At 64.1% G+C, this 15,204-nt stretch carries 14 protein-coding genes; 6 read left to right on the forward strand and 8 right to left on the reverse strand.

Annotated elements, in window-relative coordinates:
* Nucleotides 1-201: 201 nt before the first annotated feature.
* Together JQ567_RS24315 and JQ567_RS24320 are read right to left on the reverse strand one after the other, a co-directional pair.
* Nucleotides 202-981 (reverse strand): enoyl-CoA hydratase, encoded by a 780-nt coding sequence (locus tag JQ567_RS24315; protein ID WP_212441149.1) that lies wholly within the window; start codon nt 979-981, stop codon nt 202-204.
* A gap of 111 nt (nt 982-1,092) precedes the next feature.
* On the reverse strand, nt 1,093-1,731 hold the full coding sequence (locus JQ567_RS24320; protein WP_249165675.1) for a hypothetical protein: 639 nt from the start codon (nt 1,729-1,731) through the stop codon (nt 1,093-1,095).
* Nucleotides 1,732-2,084: 353 nt separating this feature from the next.
* On the opposite strand from JQ567_RS24320, the gene JQ567_RS24325 reads away from it, so the two are divergent.
* Together JQ567_RS24325 and JQ567_RS24330 are read left to right on the forward strand one after the other, a co-directional pair.
* Nucleotides 2,085-2,630 (forward strand): sigma-70 family RNA polymerase sigma factor, encoded by a 546-nt coding sequence (locus JQ567_RS24325; protein ID WP_212441150.1) that lies wholly within the window; start codon nt 2,085-2,087, stop codon nt 2,628-2,630.
* A 2-nt stretch (nt 2,631-2,632) separates the two neighbouring features.
* Nucleotides 2,633-3,271 (forward strand): NrsF family protein, encoded by a 639-nt coding sequence (locus tag JQ567_RS24330; protein WP_212441151.1) that lies wholly within the window; start codon nt 2,633-2,635, stop codon nt 3,269-3,271.
* A 67-nt stretch (nt 3,272-3,338) separates the two neighbouring features.
* On the opposite strand, the gene JQ567_RS24335 is transcribed toward JQ567_RS24330, so the two are convergent.
* The gene (locus tag JQ567_RS24335; protein ID WP_212441152.1) at nt 3,339-4,445 is read right to left on the reverse strand and encodes a DUF2336 domain-containing protein; all 1,107 of its coding nucleotides are present in this window, start codon (nt 4,443-4,445) and stop codon (nt 3,339-3,341) included.
* Between the two features lie 67 nt (nt 4,446-4,512).
* Complete coding sequence (locus JQ567_RS24340) at nt 4,513-5,655, reverse strand: GGDEF domain-containing protein (protein WP_212441153.1); 1,143 nt, start codon at nt 5,653-5,655, stop codon at nt 4,513-4,515.
* A gap of 417 nt (nt 5,656-6,072) precedes the next feature.
* On the opposite strand from JQ567_RS24340, the gene JQ567_RS24345 reads away from it, so the two are divergent.
* From JQ567_RS24345 to JQ567_RS24360, 4 genes are all read left to right on the forward strand, one after another.
* Entirely contained in the window at nt 6,073-6,642 is a 570-nt protein-coding gene (locus JQ567_RS24345) for a sigma-70 family RNA polymerase sigma factor (RefSeq protein ID WP_192737403.1), read from the forward strand.
* Nucleotides 6,639-7,346: a hypothetical protein gene (locus JQ567_RS24350; RefSeq protein WP_212441154.1), complete on the forward strand. Its 708-nt coding sequence runs from the start codon at nt 6,639-6,641 to the stop codon at nt 7,344-7,346. Before JQ567_RS24345 ends, JQ567_RS24350 begins: the two co-directional genes overlap by 4 nt.
* Nucleotides 7,347-7,377: 31 nt before the next feature.
* Nucleotides 7,378-9,252 (forward strand): S8 family serine peptidase, encoded by a 1,875-nt coding sequence (locus JQ567_RS24355; RefSeq protein ID WP_249165676.1) that lies wholly within the window; start codon nt 7,378-7,380, stop codon nt 9,250-9,252.
* A 579-nt stretch (nt 9,253-9,831) separates the two neighbouring features.
* Nucleotides 9,832-10,326: a TIGR03809 family protein gene (locus tag JQ567_RS24360; protein WP_212441155.1), complete on the forward strand. Its 495-nt coding sequence runs from the start codon at nt 9,832-9,834 to the stop codon at nt 10,324-10,326.
* Between the two features lie 87 nt (nt 10,327-10,413).
* Here the strand turns inward: JQ567_RS24360 and JQ567_RS24365 are convergent, their stop codons facing one another.
* From JQ567_RS24365 to JQ567_RS24380, 4 genes are all read right to left on the reverse strand, one after another.
* The gene (locus JQ567_RS24365) at nt 10,414-11,784 is read right to left on the reverse strand and encodes a TIGR03808 family TAT-translocated repetitive protein (RefSeq protein ID WP_212441156.1); all 1,371 of its coding nucleotides are present in this window, start codon (nt 11,782-11,784) and stop codon (nt 10,414-10,416) included.
* 219 nt (nt 11,785-12,003) lie between these two features.
* A complete protein-coding gene (locus JQ567_RS24370; RefSeq protein WP_212441157.1) occupies nt 12,004-12,657 on the reverse strand; it encodes a pyroglutamyl-peptidase I in 654 nt (217 codons plus the stop codon).
* A complete protein-coding gene (gene meaB, locus JQ567_RS24375; RefSeq protein ID WP_212385636.1) occupies nt 12,654-13,643 on the reverse strand; it encodes a methylmalonyl Co-A mutase-associated GTPase MeaB in 990 nt (329 codons plus the stop codon). Before meaB ends, JQ567_RS24370 begins: the two co-directional genes overlap by 4 nt.
* 51 nt (nt 13,644-13,694) lie before the next feature.
* Nucleotides 13,695-15,203 (reverse strand): tripartite tricarboxylate transporter permease, encoded by a 1,509-nt coding sequence (locus JQ567_RS24380; RefSeq protein ID WP_212441158.1) that lies wholly within the window; start codon nt 15,201-15,203, stop codon nt 13,695-13,697.
* Nucleotide 15,204: the final 1 nt, after the last annotated feature.

A 15,204-nucleotide genomic window follows, 5' to 3' on the forward strand; every position in this document is an offset into this window, starting at 1 on the left:
CATGAAGCACGGCCTCGAATACTTCCACGCCGCCGCCGCAGGATGGAGCCTCAGAGATGTGTGCATGCACTAGGGCGAACGCCGGGACCCATAGGCCGCGGCCAGCTTTGCTGGAAAGGGAAGATAACGACCAGCGTGCAAAACAACTGCCGCCGGTGGCTATGGGTCCCGGCGTTCGCCGGGACGACGTGAGAGCGTGCCTTACCGGTTCTTGTTCACCGGCTTGCGCTTCTCGATGAATGCCGCCATGCCCTCGGAGCGGTCTTCCAGCGCAAACGTCGAGTGGAACAGATTGCGCTCGACATTCATGCCTTCCGACAGCGGCGTCTCGAACGCCCGGTTGATGGCTTCCTTGGCCATCGCGGCGGCCGGGCGCGACATCGAGGCGATCTTTTCCGCCGCCGCCAGCGCTTCGTCCATCAATTTGTCCGCCGGCACGACGCGGCTGACCAGGCCCGAACGCTCAGCTTCCGCGGCGTCCATCATCCGTCCCGTGAGACAGAGATCCATCGCCTTGGATTTGCCGATCGCGCGCGTCAGCCGCTGGGTCCCGCCGATGCCAGGGATGGTGCCGAGCGTGATTTCCGGCTGGCCGAATTTGGCGGTGTCGGAGGCAATGATGATGTCGCACATCATCGCAAGTTCGCAGCCGCCGCCGAGCGCATAGCCGCTGACGGCCGCGATCGTCGGTTTCCGGCAGGTGGCGATGCGATCGCCGCCGATGGCGGCGAAATCGCTGGAGAACATGTCGATGAAGGTCTTCGGCTGCATTTCCTTGATGTCGGCGCCGGCCGCAAAGGCCTTTTCGCTGCCGGTGACCAGGATGCATCCGATCGCGTCGTCGGCTTCGAGGTCATCGACGGCGGCGGCGATCTCGCGAAACACGCCGAACGACAGCGCGTTGAGCATTTTCGGGCGGTTCAGCGTGATGATGCCAACCGCGCCTTTGCTTTCGACAATGATGTGTTCGAACGTAGCCATGGTTCACCCCGGTGCCTGATTTGGCGGGCAATGTGCCCGCTGGCGGGAGGGGCTTCAAGTGGCCTGAAGAGGCGGCCCGGACGCATTTCGTCGCGTCCGGTGCCCGATACCTCACGCCATGAACATGCGCGCCGCCGAGGCCATGGTCAGCAACGCGCCAAAGGCGATGAAGATTTTTCCGATCAGCGAGGTCTGATCCCAGGTCGAACTGTCATGGCTGGAAGCCAGAACCGGCGCCGCGGGGGCGGGCTTGGCCGCGGCCATCGCGACGGTCTGCGTGGCCGGGTTCTGCTGCAGGGCCCGATCGACATCGTTGAGCTGATCAGATGAGACCACGGCATCGGTGGTGGACCGCGCTTCCCCCGGCTTGTCGGCTGACGCCAGCAGGATATTGGCCTTTGCCGTCATCGCCTGGGCGCTGCCAGCGGCGGCATCGGTGGATGCCAGTTGCGCATTGGCGTTGGCGACTGACGCCGGGATCGTGAGCGCGCCGCCGGTCGAGGCGTCGGCGACCTCCTTCTCAACAGCTTTCCTGGTCTCGGCAGGTTTCGACGCGACTTTGCCCGATCGACGCGTGTAGCGCTTCCAGTGGCGGGTGCTCTGGCCGACGGACTTTCCCGGCGTCGCGCTTTCCGATTTCGACGTGGCGGCCGCGCGGTCCGTGCTGGCTGCCGTCGCCGGCCCCGCGAAACATACGAAGAGCCCTGTTGCTAATATCAATGCCGAGCGCCCGCTGGCTTTGACAATCATGTGGCAATCTCCCCATTTGCCCGCCCCCGAACCGAAATGAGACCCCGCCCCGTGTCCACAGCGGGGCAAAAAAAGGGAATCTTCGGGCAAGACCGGGCAAAAACAGGGCAGCTGCGTTGCAGCAGCCGAATAGGCTCGTCGTTTTCTTCGGTACGCAGTTGATCAGGCCGGCGGCGTGCGGGTGCGAGCCGGAGCGATCGATGGTATGAGCCAGCCGGCAAGGAACCTGCGGCCCCGATTCCCGGACGAGGCCGCGCGAAGCGAAACATCAGGGTGACGATCACGACTTCGTGATCGAGGCTCCCTGACGTAACAAATTGAAAAAGCGACCGAATTGCAAGGTGGGAGCGCGCGTGCGCGAACGTGAGGACGAATGGACCGGCCTGATGCGGTCGGCCATTTCAGGCGACAGTACGGCGTATCATCGCCTGCTCAAGGCCGTCACGCCGGTGCTCCGGGCCGCGGCGCGCCGCGGGCTCACGCGTGCAGGGCAACCGGTCGATCAGTCCGAGGACATCGTGCAGGACATTTTGCTGGCGGTGCATTTGAAGCGGCACACCTGGGACGTCAGCGCCCCGTTTGCCCCATGGCTGTTTGCGATCGCCCGCAACAAGCTGATCGACGCGCTGCGGCGCCGGGGCCGGCGGGTTTTCGTCAACATCGACGATTTCGCCGAGGTGCTCCCGGGCGAGGCCCCGGTTGAGACGGCGTCGGCGGGCGAGGTCGCCGCCCAGTTGCAGTCGCTGCCGGCGCGCCAGCGCGACGTCCTGCAGTCGATCGCCGTCGAGAGTGCTTCGATCAAGGATACCGCGGCCAAACTGGCGATGAGCGAGGGCGCGGTGCGGGTCGCGCTGCATCGGGGCTTGACCAGCCTGACGGCGAAGTTACGGGAACAATGAGAATGGATACCGATCAGCTCATCAAAACCCTGGCTGCCGACAACGCGCACCGCGCGCGGCCGGTCGGCTTTGCGCTGATGCTGGCGCTGATGGCGGCGGCTCCCGTCTCGCTCTTGATGTTCTTCACCGAGCTTGGCATCCGGCCCGACGTAATGACCGCGATGCGCAATCCGTTCTTCGATCTGAAATTCGCCGTGACGCTGGCACTGGCGATCGCGGCCATTGCCGTCAGCCTGCATCTGTCGCGGCCGGAAGCGTCACTGCGCGGCTTCGGCTGGCTGCTGTTGATCCCGGCCGGGCTTTTGACCGCAGGCATCGGCGGCGAGATGATGATGCCGCAGCGGCTGCCAATGATGACGCGGCTGATGGGCAACAATTCGCGGATGTGCATGACGGCGATACCGCTGCTGTCATTGCCGATCCTGGCAGGCGCGCTGATTGGCTTGCGGCACGGCGCGCCGGCGCGGCCTGCTGTGGCCGGAGCCATCGCCGGATTGCTGTCGGCGGGATTGGCGGCGACGCTCTACGCGTCGCATTGCACCGATGATTCACCGCTGTTCGTGGCGACCTGGTACACGCTCTCGACCGCGTTGGTCACGGCGATCGGCGCGCTCGCCGGATCGAAACTGCTCAGGTTCTGATTGTTTTGTCGTCCCGGCGCCTGATGCGCAATTGCGCACTAGGCCGGGACGACGCGAACTTTGTGGCTCACTTCGCGGGCGCGTTTTGCTGCATGCGGTGGAAGCGCAGCACCTGCTGGGCGGTCGATGGCCGCAGCCGTTCATAGGTATCCTTGCACGCCGATATGTCGGTCGGCTCCCCGCCCGTCAACTCGTCGCGCATGTTGATGATCGCCCGGACGGTAGACCATGACAGGCCCGCCACTTTCGCCAGGATCATCACGCCTTCGGCGCGGCTTTCGATCATCATGTTCTCGGCGATTGCCACCGGCACATTGGCCAGCGCTGCGATGGAGGCGTTGGCTTCGTCGAATTTGCCGGCCTCGGCAAATGACGCCACCTGGAATTCGTCGAGCCGGCCGTCCTCGTACAGCGACTTGACCAGCGCGTGGGCAATCGCGGTGTTCCTGGTGATCGCCGACGGTGCGGAGCGCGCGCGCCGCGTCGCCTCCTTGACTGCGTTCGGCACCTGCGCCGCCATCTGCGGGTTGGCCGCCTCCAGCCGCTGCCGGACCGCGTCGGACGCCTTGGCCAGCAGCTTCAAATACAGATGCCGTGGAATCGTCGGACGCAGGCCGGTGCAGGTCGCGAGGTCGTCGTCTCCCTCGGCGCGATTGACCAGCCGCGTGAAGCCGCGCTCGGTGAATTCGGCGCCCGGATTGTTGACGGTGCTCTGGATCACCTCATCGTTGCCGCGCTGGACCAGCACGTCGGTGACCGCGCCGCTCAACACTTTTCGCGTCGAGATCGCCATCAAATGGGCCTGGCTCTTGCTGCGCGCATTCTCGATCAGGGTCGTGTCGTCGAGCCGCGCCGATTGCGACAGCACGGGCCCGGCGACCTCGATCACGTCGTCGAATGCCAGTGCCCGGATCGTCAGCGGCGGTGCGGTGTCGATCGGCGCGAGCCGGTTGGCCAGCAATGTCTTGGCTGACGTTTCGATGTGGACGATCAGGCATTGGAAGACATCATCGAACAGGCCGACCTGTTCATCCGAATAATCCACCGCGCCGTTGATGAAGAGGTCGGTCACCCGGCGCAAGGTCTCGACCCGGCGGGCGACCGTCCCGTGCGCCAGCGTGGTCTGCAGTTCGTCGAGCAGGCTCATGGGGGCGATAGCGGACTTAGAACTCATATGACTCTATCCTGGAGCAAAAGCCGGCGACGGATTCTCCGTCGCCGGAACAACTGAAATGGTCGGTTCAGGCGCTGGCGATGCGGTTGCGTCCCTGTGCCTTGGCTGCGTAAAGCGCGCTGTCGGCGCGGGCGAGGAATATGTCCGGGGTTTCCTCGGGCTTCAGCGTCGCGACGCCCCCGGAAATGGTCACGCTCATGTCGGGCGAGAATGCGCTCCAGTCGAGCTCTGCAATGATCCCGCGCAGCCGGTCGAGCGCACGCACGGCGTGGTCGGTGCTCATGCCGGGCAGCACCAGCAGGAATTCCTCGCCGCCGTAGCGGCCGAAGCGGTCGATGCCGCGGATGTTGGCGAACATGGTGATGGCGAAAGTCCGCAGCACCTCGTCGCCGGTCGGATGACCAAAGGCGTCGTTGATGCGCTTGAACCAGTCGAGATCGATCAATGCAATCGAGCAGGGCGCGTCATTGCGGCCAGCGCGGGCGATCTCTTCATCCAGCATCCGCATGATGCAGCGGCGGTTATACGATCCCGTCAACTCGTCGAGTTCGGCAAGCTCCTCGATCCGCTTGTAGGCTTCCTTGAGTTTCAGCCCGCTCTGATAGAGCGATTGCTTCAGCGAGCTGGAGAAGATGCCTAAGAACATGCAGCGTCCGATGGTCAGGACGAACACCAAAAGGGTGGCAAAGCGCTCGAGGTGGCTGCCATGCGGCAGCGAGATCGGTTTGTCGGTCAAGAGGAACAGCCCGGCCAGGCCGATCGTCATCGCCGTCCAGATCATCATGGTCTGCGCAGGGATCGAGCGGAGCGAACTGAAGCTGAACACGATGAACAGGGTGCAGAGGAACATCCCGCCGACTTCCGGCGCGATATAGGTGAACGCCAGCGCAATCAGCATGCAGATGGTCGCCTGCGGGGCGACCAGATAATGATCCTTGAAGCGCTCGTTGAACCCGAATTCCGAAAGGATGATGCTGAAAATCGCCAGAGTCAGGCCGGAAGCCGCATAGGCCGGGGCGATCATGGGCGGTATCGAGCCGGCCTGCGCATAAAGCAGCAGGACCCCGGCGTCGATGATGTAGCTGGCCCCGATCATGATCAGGATCTGGCGGCGCTGCTTCGCGCGCCGGGCAAGCGCCTTCGCCGCCGGCTGGGGACCGACGCCATCCAGATCGGCCGGATTCACGAATGAGGAGGCCGCGGTGCCCATGGACTCGCCGTTGGTGGAACTCGGCAAAAATCTAAGTGGGAAAGCCTTTAGGTTTGGTATCTTTTGGAACCGAATCTGGTCCGTTAAAACACCTCCATTATCCTGTTTCGCAACGGAAATTTGGCGGATTCGGACGGCTGCGACCCGTTGCGTGGCAGCTCAACTTGTACGCAGATGCTGCCTTGCGGACCAAGCCTTGGTAAGGTCGCAACGGGTGGCGCAACCTCTAGGAAAGCAATTCCGTATTATGGTACCAATTCCGGGCCTTCGTTCGTTCTCGCCGGCATCTCGGCCGTCCGGCGATCCTCTGTGGGGTAGATCACACATGCAGTCCGGTCATTGCCGTAATGTGAAGAATCTTGCCTCGGCAATCGAACCCTCGGCCATCTCCCCCCGACCAACCTTGCGAGACGGCAATTGAGTGCGACACAGGCGGCCTCAGACGAAATTCTGATCGCTCGGATCGCTCAAGGCGACCGGCTCGCCATGCAGGTGCTTTACGGAAGGCACCATGTCAGGGTGTTCCGTTTCGGGCTTCGGCTCGTAAGGGACGAACAGGTTGCGGAAGACCTCATCAGTGAGGTGTTTCTCGATGTGTGGCGCCAGGCTGGCAAGTTCGAAGGTCGATCCGCTGTTACCACCTGGCTGCTGGCGATTACGCGGTTCAAGGCCCTGTCGGCACTTAGGCGCCGGAAGGATGTTGGACTGGACGATGAGACCGCGAACGCGATCGAGGATACGTCCGATGATCCGGAAGTGGTGGTGCAGAAGAAAGATACCAGTGATGCGTTGCGCAAGTGCCTGACATCACTTTCGCCTGAGCACCGGGAGATCGTCGATCTCGTCTACTACCACGAGAAGTCCGTGGAAGAGGTGGCCGAAATCGTCGGAATTCCCGAAAACACCGTCAAGACGCGTCTGTTTTATGCGCGCAAGAAATTGGCCGAACTGCTGAAGGCAGCCGGCATTGAGCGAGGTTGGCCATGATGGCGATGAGCAAGAAAATGCTGGATCAAGAACCCGGCGAAATCGAGATGCTGCTGCCATTCCATGCGGCCGGCACGCTGAACGCGCGCGACGCGCGTCGCGTCGATGAGGCGCTCGCCAGCGATCCCGCGTTGGCCAAGCAATATGCCGTCATCCAGGAAGAATACGCCGAAACCATTCATCTCAACGAGAGCCTGGGTGCGCCGTCGGCGCGCGCCATGCAGAAGCTGTTCGCGGCGATCGACGGCGAGCCCGAGCGCAAGCCGTCGGTGTCGATCAATCTCTCGGCGCGGATCGCGGAATTCTTCACAAAACTTTCGCCGCGGACGCTGGCCTGGTCGGCGAGCCTCGGCGCTGTTGCGCTGCTGCTGCAGGCCGGGGTGATTGGCGCGGTGCTGGTGAAGAATCAGACCGCCTCGTTCCAGACCGCTTCGTTGAGCCTGAATCAGACGGCGGCGCCCCTTACCCGCGAACTCGGTGCTGCGGTGCCGCCGCGCGCGCTGGTGCGGTTTAACCCTGACGCGCGCATGTCCGACATCAATACGCTGCTGGAAAATTATCAGGCCTCGATCGTCGATGGCGCCAAGGGCGGCATGTTCCGGCTGCAGTTTGGCAGCCGCGCGCTGGGCAAGGACGAAGTCACGAACCTGATGAGCAAGTTGCAAGGTGAGAAGATCGTCAATCTTGCGGTGCCGACGCCGTAAGGCGCCGGTCGCCTGACCAAGCCGAGGTTCCATGGTCGATGTTGGCGTGAATTGGCGGATAAGGGCGCAGCGCGCGGCATGGGCATTGTCGGCGTTGGCGCTGCCGCTTGTGCTGTTCGGCGGTTCGGTGGCCGACGCGCAAGCCATCATGCGCACCCCGAGCCTGAATCTCAATTCCCGGGTGCCGACGATCAATCCGACCGTGACGTCGCGGGTCAATCCCACCGTCGGGGCGCGGGTCAATCCGGCCATCACGAACCGCCCCGTCATCACGAACCGGCCGGTCATCACGAACCGCCCTGTCATTGCGAACCGGCCGGTCGTCACGACCCGGCCCGGTCCCGGGGTCATCGCGCGCGTTCCGCCGACCACGCACGGCGGAGGCGGAGGTGGAGACACGACGTTGGTCGGGCGGATACCGAACGGGCGTCCCGAGATCTCCCGTGTCGGTGTGGATCCGACGCTTCCTCTGCGTTTCTCGCCCAACCTCTATCCGGTCTGCCAATACGCCAATCGTGGTCCTGACGGCGAATGCTTCGACCGCCCGATCCTCGCGGTCGATGGCGGCGGCAACGGCGGTTCGGCCAAGAAGGGCAATAACGCTCCGCGCAACAACGCGCCGCCGCAGGCGGCCGCGATCGACACGCGCGCGATCCCGAACGAACTGGTGGCGGAGATCGACAGCGCGTTATCACCCGCGCAGGCCGATGAACTGGCCCGGCGTCACGGCCTCGAGCGGCTCTCCTCGCAGGAATTCCCGCTGATCGGCGGCACCATCGGCCTGTTCCGGATCATCGATCAGCGCCCGGTGGACGTCGTCCGCCGTGAGTTCGCCGCTGACAGCGCCGGCGGCGTGAAGTCGGTACAGCTCAATTTCCGCTATATGTTGCAGGATCAGAAGCGCTCGATGAGCGAGGGCGACGCCGCGCAATACGCGGTCGGCCAGCTTCGGTTGCCTCAGGCGCACAAGTTGGTCCGCGGCATGAACGTCACCATTGCGGTGATCGATTCAGGCGTTGACGTCAAACATCCCGAACTCGTCAATTCTGTTGCCGATAGCTTCGATGCGCTCGGCAGCAAGGAAGGCCCGCATGTCCACGGCACCGGCATTGCCGGCGCGATCGTGGCGCATGGCAAGCTGATGGGAAGCGCACCGGAGGCGCGGCTATTGGCGATCCGTGCCTTCGGCAGCGGCGCAAATGGCGCGGAAAGCACCTCCTATGTGATCCTCAAGGGGCTGGACTATGCGGCCGAGCACGGCGCGCAGATCATCAACATGAGTTTCGCAGGACCGAAGGATCCCTTGATCGAGCGTGGCGTTGCCGCGACCGCTTCCAGGGGGATCCTGATGGTGGCCGCCGCCGGCAATGCCGGCGCCAAATCGCCGGCGCTCTATCCTGCCGCCAATCCGAACGTCATTGCGGTGAGCGGAACCGACTCGCAGGCAAAGCTGTTTGCGGCATCGAACCGCGGTGTCCATATCGCCATCGCAGCGCCCGGCGCGGATATCTTCCTGCCGGCGCCGGACGATAAATACCAGATCACGTCGGGTACCTCGTTTTCCGCCGCCTTTGTCAGCGGCATTGCCGCCTTGATGCTGGAGCGCAATCCTGCATTGAAGCCGAACGATTTACGCGCGATCCTGACGAAGACCGCCCGCGACCTTGGCGCGCCCGGCCGTGACGATATGTTCGGGGCCGGCGAGGTCGATGCTTTCGCAGCCGTCACCGCCTCGACGGCCGCGCCCGCGGTACCGCTCGCTGCGGTTTCGGGAGCTCCGGGATCTCAAAAGACGCCGGCTCCCGCCGATAACGCTTCCGTGAGCAGAGCGATGAACGACTCGGCGCCGTCGATGGCGTCCGAGAAATCGGCCGCAAACACCGTCAATCGCCCCGCTACGCGGTGATTTCCGGCCGGCTCGCCCCGAATAAAAGTCAAAAAAATCGATCGGCGTTTTGAACGTCCCGCGAACCTGCTGCGACTAATGAATGTGGGAGCGGTTATCCCTCCCCATCGGCTGTATTCGGCGCGAGCGCCCATCCACCCCAAGCGCCCATATGGCTTGACCCGTCCGGTTGTCCCCCCGGACGGGTCTTTTCTTTTCAGCACCCCGTTTCTGAGCGAGGGCCTCGCCCCCACGGATGCAGGGTGAGTGCCGTTCTGCCAACAAGCCGGATCAAGCAGGCTTAGGCTTGGATTGGGCTTGGCCTGGGATTGGATCACAACCGGGCGTGCGTGGGCTGATCGAACCGCGTTGCCGTCCGTGAAATCACCGCGAGGTCCACGCAACGCGGCCATGCCGTTGAGCGGCTTGACGGTCGATAGCGCGAGTAACGCTGCATTCATGCGGGTTTCTTGCACTGGGAGGCGTCCCGTAATGTCACGTACTGGACAAGCAGGAAGTTTTCCACAGAATATCCCCACCACGTCCAGTTGATTCGCCTCTGTTGCGTCTGCGTCCGTTCTTCTCCTTACGGGCAGTTTTATGACACATCATGCAGACGTGGCACGTGGCCGCGATATCGTTGCGCGCTGGTGCAATCTTGCGGAGCAGCGGCTGGATTACCTCACCGAACTGTTCGAGACCGGGCGCTGGCGGCGCTTTCATACCGAAGACGCATTTCTCGAAAATATCCGGGAAGCCAAGGAAGCGGTCGAACTCTGGCGCAAGCTGGAAACGCGCGAGGCCTCGCTCGATAACACCGCTGTCGATCTGTCCTGGCTCGGACGTCGTCAATCGACCGAACACGGGTTGCTGCGCGATCGGCTCCCGCCAGCGCCGCGGCCGCTGCGAGACGCAGCCGAATTGCCACCCCGCGATGTCCCGGGCGACGTCCTGATCGCGCTGGAAAGCGTACTTGCCGATTCCGCCGAAGCGCCCTCGGTGCCCGACGCGCCGGCGCTGGACGATGCCACCTTGCCGTCGCCCGATCTCAACGTGATGCAGGAACGTTATCCGCTGCTGCGCAACGCGTTGTAGGGCAGCCTATCCTGGCGTGATCTCCGCGCAAACGCGTTCCGCGTTTGTCGCGAGGGAAAACCGGACGCCACTTTTCCGAATCATGCGCTATCGCCGCACCGCATTGGTCCCGATCACCACCTGGGCGTAACGCTGTGCGCCTTCGGCGGACAGGTCGGTCGTGATGGCGCGGGCGTGGTCGAGGCCGACCACGGCGCCGCGCGGGGTTTCCGAAATCATGTTGTTGTTGACCAGCGCCGTGCCGGCGCCCGGCACCACCGAGACGCCGACCCCGACAAAGGCCTTGCGGATCACGTTGCCTGTGATGGCGATGTCGCGGAGATATTTGCCCCAGCCGGCCACGATCCCGAAGGAGGGCGCGTTCTCGATCACATTGCCGGTCACGGAACTGTCCGCCTCGACATAAATGCCGACGCCCGCGTCATCGTCCGGAATGGTGCCGACCGGCCGCTTGGGCAGCAGATTGCGGATGATGTTGCCCTGCACGACCGCGATGCGGCCGCCCTCGTTGAAATTGCAGACGGAGACGCCGACGGCGGCGCCGTCGACGGTGTTGTTGGCGATCACGGCACCTTCGAACGAGAATTCCGAATACAGCGCGACTTCGCGGACGTCGCTGACGCTGTTGCCTGAAATCTGGATGTTGGACGCCGAATTGCCGCGCACCGCCGAATAATCGCAATTGCGGATGCGGTTGCCGCGCACGATCACGTTGCCGGCGCGGAAGGCGTTGATGGCGTTGCCGTACTGGCCGGAGCCGCCCGGGCCGGCCTTGATGTCCTCGATACGGTTGTCCGCGACCAGCGTGCCGTCATCTCCGATCGCGGTGCGCAGGATCTCGATGCCGTTGTCGTTGGTGTCGATGATGGTGTTGCGCGAGACGATCAGGCCCTTTGCATCGAACGACACCACCGCCGTGGTCGCGATCTTGGTGAAGATGTTGCCGCTGATGTCGCCGGAGACCTGTTCGAGCCAAATGCCGTTGCCCCCGCTGGCGGTGATTTCGCAGTCGGTGATGCGGACGTCGCGCCCACCGCTGCAATGGATAAGGCCGCGCCGCGTCGGCAGCGGAATGGCGCCGCCGTCGAACGTGATGCCTGATAGCCCGACGCCGCCGGCCCCCTCGCTCTGCAGCATCGATGCGCCGCCACTGAAGACGAATTTGGTCGCGCCGCGCACGCCGACCAGTTGCGAGCCGTTTTGCAGGCGGAGCAGGCCGGTGCGGTAGACGCCCGGCGGCAGCGATAGCGGCACCTGCGCCCGCGCGGCTTCATCGATCGCGCGCTGCAGCGCCTTGGTTTGATCGTCGGGACTGCCGGGACGCACGCCATATTGCGTGGCGTCGCGCCCGAACGTCGAGGCCGGCGGCGCCGCGCGCGCAGCGTCCGGCGACATCGCCAGCGCGCCGGCAATGCCGGCGGCGGAAACGCCCATGAACTGGCGGCGTTTTGCGTCCATGATTGATCCTCGCGCAATGCAGGCCATGGCATTCGCAGGGCCAAAGCTAGCGCGAAAACGGACCGGCGCATGGTGAACGCGAGGGCGGAACAGGGCGATTGTTGAGGGTAGGGTTAATCCTGGGTAGATCAGTCGTAGGTGGGCAAAGCGCCAGTGTGCCCACCACATCGCTCAACGAACAAGATTGGTGGGCACGGCGCAAGGGCGCCTTTGCCCACCCTACGAAGTCAGTGCCGGCTGCCTCGCCAGTTTCACCATCTCGAGCAGCATCGCCTCGCCGGCATCGACCAGTTCATCGAGCGTGATGCGTGCGTTGCCCTTGCGCCGCACCGCGCCGCCGCGAGCGAGCGGCGGGATGTGCACGAACGACGCCAGACGGAGATGATCGTTGGTGCTAGCCGCTTCGATCGCGCGCCAGCTCAGATAATTGCAGAGATAGCTTCCCGCATCGCGCGATGGCCGCGCGTCGATGCCTGTCGCCCGCGCGGCGTGCAGCAGCCGCAGCGTATGCGGGCCGAACCGCAGCGCGTCCGGGCCGAGCCCGATCGATCCCTTGCGAACGCGGGTCTGCGCCGCATCGGGCCACAGCAAGGTCACGGCGTTGCGCGCACGGGTCTCGATCCTGACATGCGCGGTGCGGCCCGCCAGCCCGAACATCAGTATTGCCTGCGGCCGGTGTTTTGCCAGCGCCTGCGGCAATTCGAGATCGACGGCCTTGTAGGTCACGGGAAAGATGTGGCTCGAGATATCCACGTCGGCAAAGGCCGGACGGCGCAGCCGCAACAGCCGCTCGACCAGCGCCTGCGTCGGATTATACGGCGCGCCCGGAAACGGCCCGAAACCGGTGACGAGAATGCGAACCCTGTCGTTCACCGCAGCATCTCCGCGATCTGTTCGGCCGCAACCGCCGGCGTGATGCGCCCGTCGGCGACCTCAGCCTCGGTCTTCTTGACCCGGGCGCGAATCGCGGGGTCGGCGCGCAGCCGCGCCATCATCCGCTGCTCCAGCATCGACCACATCCATTTCACCTGCTGCTCGCGCCGCCGGCCTGCGAATTCGCCCGAGGCATTCATGGCGGTGCGGTGATCGAGGATCTTCTGCCACAGCGTGTCCATGCCGGTGCCGGTCAGCGCCGAATAGGTCAGTACCGGCGGATGCCAGTGCTCCGAACGGGGCGTTAGAATATGCAGCGCGCCGCGATATTCGGCCGCCGCGAGATTGGCGCGCTTGATATTGTCGCCATCGGCCTTGTTGACCGCGATCATGTCGGCGAGTTCGACCAGGCCCTTCTTGATGCCCTGCAATTCGTCGCCGGCGCCGGGCAGCATCAGGGCCAGGAAGAAATCGGTCATGTCGCAGACCGCGGTCTCGGACTGGCCGATGCCGACCGTCTCCACCAGCACTACGTCGAAGCCGGCCGCCTCGCACAACAACATCGCCTCGCGGGTTTTCGCGGCGACCCCGCCGAGCGTGCCTGATGCAGGCGAGGGCCGGATAAAGGCGTTGTCGGAGGCTGACAATCGCGCCATCCGCGTCTTGTCGCCGAGGATGGAGCCGCCGGTCCGCGCCGAGGACGGGTCCACCGCCAGCACCGCGACCTTGTGGCCGCCCTCGATCAGGAACATGCCGAGCGCATCGATGGTGGTTGACTTGCCGACCCCGGGCGAGCCGGTGATGCCGACACGCACGGCCTTGCCGGTGTCGGGCAGCAGCGCCTGCACCAGGTCGCGCGCCGCGGCCTGATGGTCGCCGCGGCGGCTCTCGATCAGGGTGATCGCGCGCGCCAATGCGGCGCGGTGACCCAAACGCAGATCCTTGGCGAGCTTGTCGATATCGGGGGGAGCAATCGGCCGGTTCATGCCTTGGTTTACAACGGCTGCGCGGTGCAGGCGAGGGGATCGTGTGGAGTGTTAGCGGGGCGCGGCGGCGGGCGAAGCCGCCTTGAGCCGTCGCCACCCCCAGACCAGCACCGGCCAAATCAACGCGCCGATCGCCAGGGCGGCGAGGATCGCGGAAATCGGTCGCTCGAAGAACGGCAACACGCTGCCGTCGGACTTGATCAGCGAAGTCACGAAACTCTGCTCGATCATGGTGCCCATCACGATACCGAGCACCATGGCGGCGACCGGGTAACCGTTGGCTTCCATGACGTAACCAATGATTCCGAAAGCCGCGACGGTCACGACGCCGAACATGTTGTTGCCGATGGCGAACGAACCGACCGCGCAGCACAGCATGATGAAGGGCATGACCGAGGAACGGGGCGCGCGCAACACATAACTCGCCAGGCGGATCATGACGATGCCCAGCGGAATCATGATGATGTTGGCGATGATGAACATGAGATAAATCGCATACATGCTCGACGCCTTCTCGGTGAACAGCGTCGGGCCGGGGTTCAATCCCTTCATGTAGAGCACGCCGATAGCGATAGCCGCGATGGTGTCGCCGGGAATGCCGAACAGCAGCGACGGCACCCAACCCGACGCGATGCTGGCGTTGTTGCTGGCGCCGGCTTCGACCAGGCCCTCAACGTGGCCGGTTCCGAACTTCTCGGGTTCCTTCGAGAAGCGCTTGGACATCGCGTAGCTGACCCACGCGGCCATGTCGGCACCGGCGCCCGGCAGCACCCCGATGATGATGCCGATGATGTTCCCGCGTGTCATCTGCCAGCGATACTTCTTGGTGAGCCTCCACTGGCCCGCCATGATGCTTCCGAACTTGCGCTTTGGGATTGGTGGCGGTTCCGGCGTAAGCATTGCACGCATGACTTGCGCCACGGCGAATACCCCAACCAGTGCCGGGATCGGCTCGATGCCGCCGAACAGATCGGTCATTCCAAACGTGAAGCGAGGCACGCCGCCGGGATTTTCGATCCCGACGCAGGCGACAAGCAGACCGATGAACATGCCCGCGATGGCCTTCACGGGCGAAGAGCGCGCGACCAGCGTCGCGCACATCAGGCCCAGGAACGCGAGCCAGAAGTATTCGAAGGTCGAGAACGACAGCGCGATCTCGGCAAGCGGCGGCGCGAGAATCATCAGCGAGAGCGTGCCCGCGATACCGCCAACGGCAGAGAACCATACGCCGGCGCCAAGCGCCAGTTCGGCTTCTCCCTTGCGGGTCATGGCATAGGCTTCGTCCGCGTAAGCTGCCGAGGCGGGGGTACCCGGAATGCGAAGCAACGCGCCAGGGATGTCGCCGGAGAAGATCGCCATCGTGGACGCCGCCACGATGGTCGCAATCGCGGCGATCGGTGATAAGTAGAACGTAACCGGGACCAGCAGGGCGGTCGCCATCGTCGCGGACAGGCCGGGTAGCGACCCGATGACGAGGCCATAGACCGATGCCGCCAGCATCGCGATGATGACTTCCCAGGTGGAAATGAGCGCGAACGCTTCGATCAGGGTGTTAAGCATG

Source organism: Bradyrhizobium sp. AUGA SZCCT0431, assembly GCF_018131065.1.
GTDB lineage: Bacteria > Pseudomonadota > Alphaproteobacteria > Rhizobiales > Xanthobacteraceae > Bradyrhizobium.